Origin of the sequence: Phaeovulum sp. (assembly GCF_041596715.1) — a bacterium.
In the GTDB taxonomy this organism is placed as follows: domain Bacteria; phylum Pseudomonadota; class Alphaproteobacteria; order Rhodobacterales; family Rhodobacteraceae; genus UBA6213.
Map to the genome: position 1 here is coordinate 1 of NZ_JBFHIA010000103.1, position 10,184 is coordinate 10,184.

Here is a 10,184-nt window from a genome sequence, read left to right on the forward strand (position 1 = left end):
CCGCGAATGATCAGGTCTTTCTTGCGCCCCGTGATCCACAAATAGCCATCGGAATCTAGCCGCCCAAGGTCGCCGGTGCGCAGGAAACGATTTTCCGCGAACAGGTCGTGGTTCTTGTCTACCTCGGTATAGGTCGAACCTTCGAACACACCGGGGTTGGCGATGCAAATCTCGCCAACTTCGTCGGTGGCACATTCGCGGAAGGTGCTGCCATTTTCCTGCATCAATATCCGCACATGGGTATGCGGCATCGGAATCCCCACCGACCCCACCTTTTTCACCCCATGCACCGGGTTGACCGAGACAAGGCAGGTCGCTTCGGTCAGCCCGTAGCCTTCCGAAATCTGCACGCCCGTGGCCTTTTCAAAGCGGTTGTAAAGTTCGACCGGCAGCGGTGCCGAACCTGAAAGCGCGGTTTTCAGCGTTGAAACCTTGGCATCAACCGGGCGCTGCATCAGCGCCGAAATCGCGGTGGGCACGGTAATCAGAAAAGTCACCTGCCAGCGCTCGATCAACTTCCAGAAATTGTCGAAAACGCCTTCGCCGCGATAGCCCGCCGGGGTCGGAAACACCACATGCGCCCCCGAGGCGATAGCCGACATCAGCACCGGATAGGCCGCAAAAACGTGAAACAGCGGCAGCGGGCACATCATCACATCGGTTTCGTCAAACAAAAGCCGCGCGCCCAGCCAGCCGTTGTAGATCATGCCCGAATACTTGTGCTGCGCCACTTTCGGCATACCGGTGGTGCCGCCGGTATGGAAATAGGCGGCGACCCGGTCTGTCTTGCTGTCGGCAAAGGCCAACTGCCCGGCGGGCTGGCGCGCGCACTCGGCGACGAAATCTTTCACAGCCGCGATGTGCTCGACCGGGTTCTTGGGGCGCACCAACGGCACGATCCAGCTTTTGGGAGGGGTCAGGTATCGGTTGAGGTCAACTTCGAGCACGGTCTTCACGTTCGGTGCAAACCTCACCGCCTCGGCGGTCTTCTGCGCCACGTCCGACTTGGGGAAGGCTTTGAGCGTGACCACGACCTTGGCCTTGGTCTCGCGCAGGATCGCTGAAATCTGCTCGGGCTCAAGCAGCGGGTTGATCGGGTTCACGATGCCCGCAATCGCGCCTGCGATCAGCGCAACAACGGTTTCGTTGCTGTTGGGCAGGATGTAGGCGATGGTATCGTTCTCACCCACGCCAAGGCTGCGAAACAGGTTCGCCGCCTGCGTGACACGCCCCATCAGTTGCGACCAGGTCAAGGTCTCGGCCTTGTCCTTTGGCCCTGACAAAAGTTGAAATGTCGTCGCCGGGCGGCTGCCGTGCCGCCGCGCCACATCGGCCATGAATTGATACATGGTTTTCGGCAGGTCGCGGGCTTCCCACGCCATTTCATTTTCGACAGCATTGCGATCTGCAACTGTGCTAAATCTAGACATCTTGTTCCTCCCCCGGATGCCCATCCTCAAGGGCATTTGCGAGAGAATGGCGTCAAAAGACCGGCGCGGCAAGGGCCTGCGCCGTGGGCACGTCGCGTCACAATGTCAGACGGTTTCGAGGCCCGCTGTAAACTGCAACCGCGCAAGCCGTGCATAAAGCCCGCCCTCGGCGACAAGCGCTTCATGCGTGCCCTGCGCGATGATGCGGCCATTGTCGAATACCACGATCCGGTCGGCGCGTTTGACCGTCGCCAGCCTGTGCGCCACGATCACTGTCGTGCGCCCCTTGGTCAGTTGTTCGACCGCCGCCTGCACCAACCCCTCGCTTTCGGCATCTAGCGCGCTGGTCGCCTCGTCCAGCAGCAACACCGGCGCATCGCGCAGGATCGCGCGCGCAATTGCGATGCGCTGCTTTTGCCCGCCCGACATCATCACCCCGCGTTCGCCCACATAGGAATTGTAGCCTTCGGGAAGGGCTGCCAGAAACTCATGCGCATGTGCCGCGCGGGCGGCCTGTTCAACCTCGTCATCCGTGGCATCGGGGCGGCCAAAACGGATATTCTCGCGCGCCGAGGCGGCAAAGATCACCGGGTCCTGCGGCACCAAGGCGATAAAGCGGCGGAAATCGGTGCGCGCCAGCGTGCGCAGATCTTGGCCGTCAAGCGTGACACGGCCCGATTCCGGGTCCCAGAACCGTTGGATCATCTGGATCATCGTGGTCTTGCCCGCGCCCGACGGGCCGACCAGCGCCACCGTCTCGCCCGGCGCGATGGCCAGCGTTACCCCATCCAGCGCCGAGTCCGAAGGGCGCGAGGGGTAGTGGAAGGTGACATTTTCAAAGTCGATCGCGCCTTGCACCGGGCGCTTAAGCTGCGCGGGCTTTGCCGGGTCGCGCACCGGGTCGTCTGCATGCAGCAACTCTGCCAACCGCTCGGTGGCACCCGCCGCACGTTGCACCTCGCCCCAAATCTCGGAAAGCGCGCCAACGCTTCCCGCCACCATCACCGCATAAATGACGAACTGCACCAACTCGCCCACGGTCATAGCGCCCAGCCGCACATCGCGCGCGCCGACCCAAAGCACACCCACCACACCCGCAAAGATCAGAAAGATGACGATCACGGTCATCACCGCGCGGGTATAGATGCGCCGACGCGCCGAGACGTAGGATTTTTCGGTCACGGTGGCGAAATCGGCCCGGCTTTCGGCTTCGTGGGTAAATGCCTGCACCGTCTGCGCCGACAACAGCGCCTCGGTCGCAGACCCCGCCGAGTTCGCGATCCAGTCTTGGTTTTCGCGCCCCAGAACGCGCAAGCGCCGCCCCAGCACCACGATCGGCACGATCACCACCGGCACCACCAGCAGCACGAGGCCGGTCAGCTTGGGCGAAGTGACCATCAGCATCGCAAGGCCGCCGAACAAGATCAGCACGTTGCGCAGCGCCACCGAAACCGAAGACCCGATGACCGAGAGGATCAGCGTGGTGTCGGTGGTGATGCGGCTGATTACCTCGCCCGTCAGGATACGCTCGAAAAACGCAGGGCTCATGCCCAGCACGCGGTCGAAAACCGCCTTGCGAATGTCGGCCACCACCCGCTCGCCCAGCCGCGTCACGAGGAAATAGCGCAGCCCCGTGCCGATCGCGAGCAGTGCAATGAAGCCAAGGGCCGCACCGAAATACTGGTCCAGCAATTCCGCGCCCGCCTGAAAGCCATCAACGACGCGGCGCACCGCCAGCGGCAGGACTAGGCTGATCGAGGCAGTCAGCATTAGCGCCAATAGCGCCGCCACCACCTGCCCCATATAGGGCCGCACGAAAGGCACCAATGCGCGCAACGCGCCGACCTTTTTGGACGTGGGCCGGTCTTCGTGCATCTGTTTCGGTCCGCGCGCCATGGTAATTCCCTTCGTTACTGTGCAGCGATCTATGCCCCTAGGGCGACGGGGGCAAGGGTAAGGCGCGCCAAAATGCCGCTGCACGGGCCCCCAATGGCCAGCCCGCGCAAGGCGTGCTTCAGCCTGCGCGAGGCTAGCGATCACCGCGCCAAAGCGCAACATTGGCACGATTGCCGCCTGCGCAACGCATGCAGGCCCCCTTGTCTGCGCAGCGACCTGCCGCCTTGCGCCGCAAAGCCGTAACCGCGCGCGTCAGGCCCACTAGGCCGCAATGCGCTGCCTTTCCGAAACCGGGTAACGGCAGTTTACGATGCTGGCTTGCCGCCTTCATCCTGCGGTGGGGCAACTGGTACGGGCGGCCGGACTCGAACCGGCATGGGCTTGCGCCCGAGGGATTTTAAGTCCCATGCGTCTACCATTCCGCCACGCCCGCGCCGGGGGCCTGCCCCCTGCCCCTTGGCTAATCGCTTCGCGCCGCTGCGGCAAGAGGTCGGGTGCCGCCATTGCGCTTTGCCTTGGCTTTTGCCCCCTCGCCCCCTCTCACAAGTACGCAGCGGCCTTGAGAACGAAAAGCGAACGCCCTACCCTCATCCCATGCCGACTCACCCCGCCCCACCGCCCGAGACCCTGCCTGCGAAACCTGCGCCGCTGCTGGCGCGCGGGCGCGCGCCGCTGCAACTTGCACCGGGGGTCGAGTTTGCGCGCGGACGCGTGCATGAACTGTGCGGCCCCGCGCGGCGTACACTGGCGCTGCTGCTGGCGGGCCGGACCGAGGGCGCGGTGCTCTGGATCGCGCCCGAGGTTGCGGCGCGCGCGCTCAACCCTTGGGGCATGGCCGGGCTTTGCGCCCCCGAACGGCTGATCCTTGCCGCCGCCCGGCCTGACCGCGAGGCGCTCTGGTGCCTTGAAGAGGCGCTGCAAAGCGGCGCGGTGGCGATGGCGGTGGCCGAACTTGCCGCGCCCCCCGGCCTCACCCCGATGCGGCGGCTGCAACTGGCCGCCGAGGCCAGCGGCCGCGCCCCCATCGGCCTGATCCTGACGCCCGAGGCAGGCGGCGCGCCCGGCGCCGAAAGCCGCTGGCACCTCACCGCCGCCCATGCCGAGGGCCAGAACCGCTGGCGCCTCGAACGCCGCCGCGCCCGCATGGCCCCCCCCGCCGCATGGCTGCTGGAACCCGGCCCGGGCGCGGCGCTGCTGGCAACCCGGCAGGGCGCACCGGAAGGCTGAAGGCCCCGGCGGGGCTTAGCCCGCCCCCCCACTTTTCCCGCCCGCGCCGCACAATCACCCTTCCACCCCCCACGCGCCGCAGCTAGCGTCGCGCCATGCGTATGCTCATCTCCTTCGCGGCCCTGTTTCTGTCGGTGATCTTCGTCCAGCTCGGCTCGGGCGGCGTCGCACCGCTGGATGCGATTTCGGGGCTGGGCCAAGGCTTTTCCAAGGGCGAAGTCGGTATGCTCGGCTCGGCGCATTTCATCGGCTTTTTCATCGGTTGCTGGTGGGCACCGCGGATGCTGGGCACGGTCGGCCATTCGCGCGCTTTTGCGGCGTTTTCGGCGCTCGGCACCATCGGCATTGCCGCGCATATGATGCTGGTGAACCCGCTGGCATGGTCGATCATGCGTATGCTCACCGGGCTGTCGGTGGCGGGCTGTTATACGATCATCGAGGCATGGTTACAGTCCAGCGTAACGAACGAAACGCGCGGTCGCGCGATGGGCGTATACCGGGTGGTCGATGTGGGCGCATCGCTTGGCGCGCAGCTGATGATCGGCGTGCTCACACCTTCAAGCTATGCCTCCTACAACCTTCTTGCCATCGCCTGCTGCGCCGCACTTCTGCCGCTGGCACTGACCCGCACCCCCGAACCCGTAACCCCCGCAGCGCCCCGCCTGCGCCCGGCAATGGCTTGGGCGCGCTCGCCCTTGGCTGCGGCGGGGGTGGTGGTCACCGGCATCACCGGCGCGGCCTTCCGCTTTGTCGGCCCGGTCTATGCCTCCGAGGTCGGGCTGACGCTGGATCAGATCGCAGTGTTCCTTGCGGTCTATGTGCTTGGCGGTTGGGTGGCGCAACTGCCGGTGGGCTGGCTGGCCGACCGCTTTGACCGCCGCTGGGTGCTGATCGGGCTGTCGTTGGCCGCAATCGGCGCGGCCGCGATGACCGTGGCCATGGCGGGCGCGGGCAGCATGGCTATCTACATAGCGGCGGGGCTCTTTGGCTTTGTCACGCTGCCGATCTATTCGGTCTCTGCCGCCCACGCGCATGACCACGCCACCTCGTCCGAACGGGTCGAGCTTTCGGCGGCGCTGATGTTTCTTTATGCGGTGGGCGCAATTGCCTCGCCGCTTGCCGCCTCGCTGCTGATTGACGGGTTTGGCCCGGCCTCGATGTTCTGGGCCATCGCGCTGGTGCATTTGGTGCTGGTGGTGTTCGGATTCTGGCGCATGGCGCTCCGCCCCGGCCCACGCCGCCGCCTACCCTACACCTGGGTGCCGCGCACCACATTTCAGGTCGGCCGGCTTTTCCGGCGCGGGCGGGACGATTAGCCCTTAACCGGCTCGCCCCCCACCCCCATATTGACTTGGGTGTATTAGAGATCGAGGAGGCAGCAATGGACATTCGTTTTGATAAGAAAGTGGCGCTCGTAACAGGTGCAGGTTCAGGTATCGGCGCGCAGATCGCGCGCGATCTGGCAGGCGCGGGTGCCAAGGTGGTAGTGGCCGATTGGCACCTGCCCGCCGCAGAGGCGATTGAAACTGAAATCGTCGCAGCGGGGGGCACCGCCTTTGCGCTGGCCTGCGATGTATCCGACCCCAAGGCGGTCGAGGCGATGATGGCTGCGGCCGAAGAAAAGTATGGTCCCATCGATCTGTTGGTCAACAACGCCGGAATCGGCGGCCCACAGGCACCGGTTGGCGAATATCCCGTGGACGGCTGGCAACAGGTGATCGACATCAACCTCAACGGGGTCTTTTACGGAATGCGCTTTGCGATCCCGCAAATGGTCAAGAACGGCGGCGGCGCTATCGTCAACGTCGCCTCGATTCTGGGCTCGGTCGGCTTTGCCAATTCCTCTGCCTATACCGCAGCCAAGCACGGCGTGGTCGGCCTGACCAAGGCGGCAGCGCTTGAACATGCGGCGGCGGGCATTCGCGTCAACGCGGTTGGCCCCGGCTTTATCAGCACGCCGCTGCTAGAGGCGCTTCCGGCCGACGCGCTTGCAGGGATCGCCTCGCTGCACGCGGCCAAGCGGTTGGGCACCGTTAGCGAAGTTTCGGCGCTGGTGCAGTTTCTGCTTTCGGATCAGGCCAGCTTCATCACCGGATCGTATCATCTGGTCGATGGCGGCTATACCGCGCAATAAACCCGGCAGGGCCAGAGGGCAAACCCTCTGGCCTTACCCGCGCAAGGGCTGTAAACCGCGCTGAAACGGCACGAAAGGCGCGTGATGGCCCGGCATCTGATTACCTCGGCAATCCCCTATATCAACGGCATCAAGCACCTCGGCAATCTGGTGGGAAGCCAGCTTCCGGCAGACCTTTATGCCCGCTATCTGCGCGCGCGGGGCCATGAGGTGATGTTCATCTGCGCCACCGACGAACACGGCACCCCGGCCGAGCTTGCCGCCGCCAAAGCCGGCAAGCCAGTGGCCGAATACTGCGCCGAGATGCACGAGGTGCAGGCCGAACTTGCGCGCGGTTTCCGGCTTTCGTTCGACCATTTCGGCCGCTCGTCCAGCCCGCGCAACCACGCACTGACGCAGTATTTCGCGCAAACCTTGGGCGAGCAGGGCCTGATCGCCGAAGTTGCCGAAAGCCAAGTGTTTTCGATCGATGACAACCGCTTCTTGCCCGACCGCTATATCGAGGGCACCTGCCCCAATTGCGGGTACGAACGAGCGCGCGGCGATCAGTGCGAAAACTGCACCAAGCAGCTTGACCCGACCGACCTTGTAAACCCGCGCTCGGCCATTTCCGGCTCTACCCGGCTTGAGGTGCGCGAGACCAAGCACCTTTACCTGCGCCAGCGCAGCCTGAAGGGCGAGATTTCGGCATGGATCGACAGCAAGACCGACTGGCCGGTGCTGACCACCTCGATCGCGCGCAAATGGCTGAATGATGGCGACGGCCTGCAAGACCGCGGCATCACCCGCGATCTGCAATGGGGCGTTCCCGCGCAGTTTGAAGGCGCACCGTGGAGCGGGATGGAAGGCAAGGTTTTCTACGTCTGGTTCGATGCGCCCATCGAATATATCGGTGCCACCGCCGAATGGGCCGATGCGACCGGCCAAGACGATGCCGCGTGGCAACGCTGGTGGCGCACCGACAAGGGCGCGGATGACGTGACCTATACCGAGTTCATGGGCAAGGATAACGTCCCCTTCCACACGCTCAGCTTCCCCGCCACGATCATCGGCGCCAACCGCGCGGGCGGCGCGCAATGGAAGCTGGTCGATTACATCAAGTCGTTCAACTACCTCAACTATGACGGCGGCCAGTTTTCAACCAGCCAAGGCCGCGGCGTGTTCATGGATCAGGCGCTCTCGATCCTGCCGGCCGATTACTGGCGCTGGTGGCTGTTGTCGCACGCCCCCGAAGGGGCCGATAGCGAGTTTACTTGGGAAAACTTCCAGACCTCGGTGAACAAGGATCTTGCCGATGTGCTGGGCAATTTCGTCAGCCGCATCACCAAGTTCTGCCGCGGCAAGTTCGGCGAGACGGTACCCGAAGGCGGCACATATGGCGCACAGGAACTGGCGCTGATCGAAGCAGTCGGCGCGGGCCTTGCCAGCTATCAGGCGTCGATGGATGCGATGATGGTGCGCCGCGCCGCGCAAGATCTGCGCGCGCTCTGGGTGCTGGGCAACGAATACCTGCAATCTGCAGCCCCTTGGACCGTGTTCAAGACCGATCCGGCACAGGCCGCGGCACAGACCCGGCTTTCGCTGAACCTCGTGCGGCTTTACGCGGTGCTGTCCGAACCCTTCATCCCCGATGCCGCCGCCGCGATGCTGGAAGGTATGCAGACCACCAACCGCGACTGGCCGGGCGAATCCGTGGCCGAGGCGCTGGCAGCACTGCCCGCAGGCCACGCCTTTACCACGCCCGAAGTCTTGTTCCGCAAGATCGCGGATGAAGAGCGGGAAGATTGGCAAAAGCGGTTTTCCGGCATCCGCAGCTGATCCCCTGCGCCGAGGGCAGACCGCGCCTCGGCCTTTGCCCAAATAAAAACGGGGTGGGCCATGGCCCACCCCGTTCTGGTTCGCACCTGCCTGAAATCAGATCAGCGCAAGGTTGGTGGCCGACTCGCGGCCATCGCGGCTGGTTTCGATGTCGAAAGACACTTTCTGCCCATCGTTCAGCGCGCGGATGCCAGCGCGCTCAACAGCCGAAATATGCACGAACACGTCTTTGTTGCCGCCATCGGGGGCGATGAAGCCGAAGCCCTTGGTAGCGTTGAACCATTTCACGGAGCCAGTAGCCATCGTGATCTCTCCTTTTATATGCCACCCGCACCATCGCGGCGGCCCGGCTCAGTCAGTGCAGAATCGAAAGACTGGCCGATAAAGGAACAGCGTCGATCAGACAACGTCGCGCCGCTCATATGGGAGAGGTCGGTATAAAACTCAAGACGGTTTGTGATTTCTGGTGCAGAATCGCAAGCGCAGGGCGCAATTTCCGAATTGGTAGCACATGCTGCCAATTCGGTAGGTAATTGCCCCTGATATTGCGCAATTCGGCTTTCCTTTGCCAATACCGACGGTAATGGTGCAACAAAGTGAGGGAACCATGCAAAGACACTGCGTTCTGATCGGCGCACCGGTTGCAACCGGCCAGCGCCACGAGGGCACCGGAATGGGGCCTGCCGCCTATCGCGTGGCCGGGCTTGGCGCAACGCTCCAAGATCTGGGCCACAGCGTTGTCGATCACGGCGACGTGGTCCCGGCACCCGCGCGCGCGCTTAGCTGCGCCAACCCCGCAGTGCATCATCTGGGCGAGATTGTCGCATGGACCGAGGCGCTGGCGGTTGCGGCGCGCGCGGGCATGGCGGCGGGCCTGCCGATCTTCATGGGCGGCGATCACGCGCTGTCGCTTGGCACCGTCTCTGGTGTCGCGGCACATGCGGCGGCTGCGGGGCGGCCGCTCTTTGTGCTCTGGCTCGATGCGCATACCGATTTTCACTCGGTCGAAACCACACAAAGCGGCAATCTGCACGGCACGCCGATGGCCTATATTGCGGGTAGCGAGGGTTTTAAGCCGTTTCCGCCGTTTCCGGCACCGGTGCCGGGCGAAAACATCTGCATGTTCGGCATCCGCTCGGTAGACCCGGCAGAGCGTGACGCGCTTCTGGCCCGCTCGATCGAAATCAACGACATGCGTGTGCTGGATGAACGCGGCATCATCGCCCCCCTGCGCAGCTTTCTCGGCCGCGTCGAGGCGGCGGGCGGGCTTTTGCATGTCTCGCTCGACGTGGATTTTCTCGACCCCGCCATCGCACCTGCGGTGGCCACCACCGTGCCCGGCGGCACCACCTTTCGAGAGGCGCATCTGGTGATGGAGCTTTTGCACGAAAGTGGGCTGGTCACCTCGCTCGATCTGGTAGAACTGAACCCGTTTCTTGATGACCGTGGCCGCACCGCGCGGCTGATGGTTGATCTTGTCGCCAGCCTGATGGGGCGCAAGGTGTTTGACCGCCCAACCCGGATTTACGCATGAGCAAACCTTCGCAACTGGCTCTGGTTCCCTTCGTCTCGGTCGCAAATATGATGCGGCTTGTTCACCACATCGGGCTAGAGCGAATGCTGCTTGAACTTGCAGCCGAAATCGAAGCCGATTTTCGCCGCTGGCCAAAGTTCGACAA

The 10,184-nt window shown here is 63.9% G+C and carries 8 protein-coding genes, 1 tRNA gene and 1 pseudogene; 6 read left to right on the forward strand and 4 right to left on the reverse strand.

Features of this window, described 5'->3' with window-relative positions:
• The 3 genes from ABY403_RS08680 to ABY403_RS08690 all read right to left on the reverse strand — a co-directional run.
• Window positions 1–1,430, reverse strand: a 1,430-nt coding sequence (locus ABY403_RS08680) for an acyl-CoA synthetase (protein WP_372840386.1), incomplete at its 3' end; no start/stop codon positions are given.
• A gap of 105 nt (window positions 1,431–1,535) precedes the next feature.
• On the reverse strand, window positions 1,536–3,326 hold the full coding sequence (locus tag ABY403_RS08685; RefSeq protein ID WP_372840387.1) for an ABC transporter transmembrane domain-containing protein: 1,791 nt from the start codon (window positions 3,324–3,326) through the stop codon (window positions 1,536–1,538).
• Window positions 3,327–3,673: 347 nt separating this feature from the next.
• Window positions 3,674–3,759, reverse strand: a tRNA-Leu gene (locus ABY403_RS08690).
• A gap of 161 nt (window positions 3,760–3,920) precedes the next feature.
• Between ABY403_RS08690 and ABY403_RS08695 the strand changes: the two genes are divergently transcribed.
• The 4 genes from ABY403_RS08695 to metG all read left to right on the forward strand — a co-directional run bounded on the left by ABY403_RS08695 (window position 3,921) and on the right by metG (window position 8,505).
• Complete coding sequence (locus ABY403_RS08695; protein ID WP_372840389.1) at window positions 3,921–4,553, forward strand: hypothetical protein; 633 nt, start codon at window positions 3,921–3,923, stop codon at window positions 4,551–4,553.
• Between the two features lie 95 nt (window positions 4,554–4,648).
• Window positions 4,649–5,869, forward strand: a complete 1,221-nt coding sequence (locus ABY403_RS08700; RefSeq protein WP_372840390.1) for an MFS transporter — start codon at window positions 4,649–4,651, stop codon at window positions 5,867–5,869.
• A 65-nt stretch (window positions 5,870–5,934) separates the two neighbouring features.
• Complete coding sequence (locus tag ABY403_RS08705) at window positions 5,935–6,687, forward strand: SDR family NAD(P)-dependent oxidoreductase (protein WP_372840391.1); 753 nt, start codon at window positions 5,935–5,937, stop codon at window positions 6,685–6,687.
• A gap of 84 nt (window positions 6,688–6,771) precedes the next feature.
• Window positions 6,772–8,505 carry a methionine--tRNA ligase gene (gene metG, locus ABY403_RS08710; RefSeq protein ID WP_372840393.1) on the forward strand — a complete coding sequence of 578 codons (1,734 nt, stop codon included), beginning with the start codon at window positions 6,772–6,774 and terminating at the stop codon, window positions 8,503–8,505.
• A gap of 96 nt (window positions 8,506–8,601) precedes the next feature.
• On the opposite strand, the gene ABY403_RS08715 is transcribed toward metG, so the two are convergent.
• Window positions 8,602–8,808: a cold-shock protein gene (locus ABY403_RS08715; RefSeq protein ID WP_372840394.1), complete on the reverse strand. Its 207-nt coding sequence runs from the start codon at window positions 8,806–8,808 to the stop codon at window positions 8,602–8,604.
• Window positions 8,809–9,112: 304 nt separating this feature from the next.
• Between ABY403_RS08715 and rocF the strand changes: the two genes are divergently transcribed.
• Both rocF and ABY403_RS08725 read left to right on the forward strand, forming a co-directional pair.
• The gene (gene rocF / locus ABY403_RS08720) at window positions 9,113–10,039 is read left to right on the forward strand and encodes an arginase (protein ID WP_372840395.1); all 927 of its coding nucleotides are present in this window, start codon (window positions 9,113–9,115) and stop codon (window positions 10,037–10,039) included.
• Window positions 10,036–10,184 (forward strand): annotated as a pseudogene (locus tag ABY403_RS08725) (ornithine cyclodeaminase); the annotation flags it as partial. The gene rocF and the pseudogene ABY403_RS08725, both read left to right, overlap by 4 nt.

What these genes read in the sequence shown, in the direction of transcription:
- ABY403_RS08685 (WP_372840387.1), bottom strand. Translation starts at nt 3,326, where the DNA reads ATGGCGCGCGGACCGAAACAGATGCACGAAGACCGGCCCACGTCCAAA.
- ABY403_RS08695 (WP_372840389.1), top strand. Translation starts at nt 3,921, where the DNA reads ATGCCGACTCACCCCGCCCCACCGCCCGAGACCCTGCCTGCGAAACCT.
- ABY403_RS08700 (WP_372840390.1), top strand. Translation starts at nt 4,649, where the DNA reads ATGCGTATGCTCATCTCCTTCGCGGCCCTGTTTCTGTCGGTGATCTTC.
- ABY403_RS08705 (WP_372840391.1), top strand. Translation starts at nt 5,935, where the DNA reads ATGGACATTCGTTTTGATAAGAAAGTGGCGCTCGTAACAGGTGCAGGT.
- metG (WP_372840393.1), top strand. Translation starts at nt 6,772, where the DNA reads ATGGCCCGGCATCTGATTACCTCGGCAATCCCCTATATCAACGGCATC.
- ABY403_RS08715 (WP_372840394.1), bottom strand. Translation starts at nt 8,808, where the DNA reads ATGGCTACTGGCTCCGTGAAATGGTTCAACGCTACCAAGGGCTTCGGC.
- rocF (WP_372840395.1), top strand. Translation starts at nt 9,113, where the DNA reads ATGCAAAGACACTGCGTTCTGATCGGCGCACCGGTTGCAACCGGCCAG.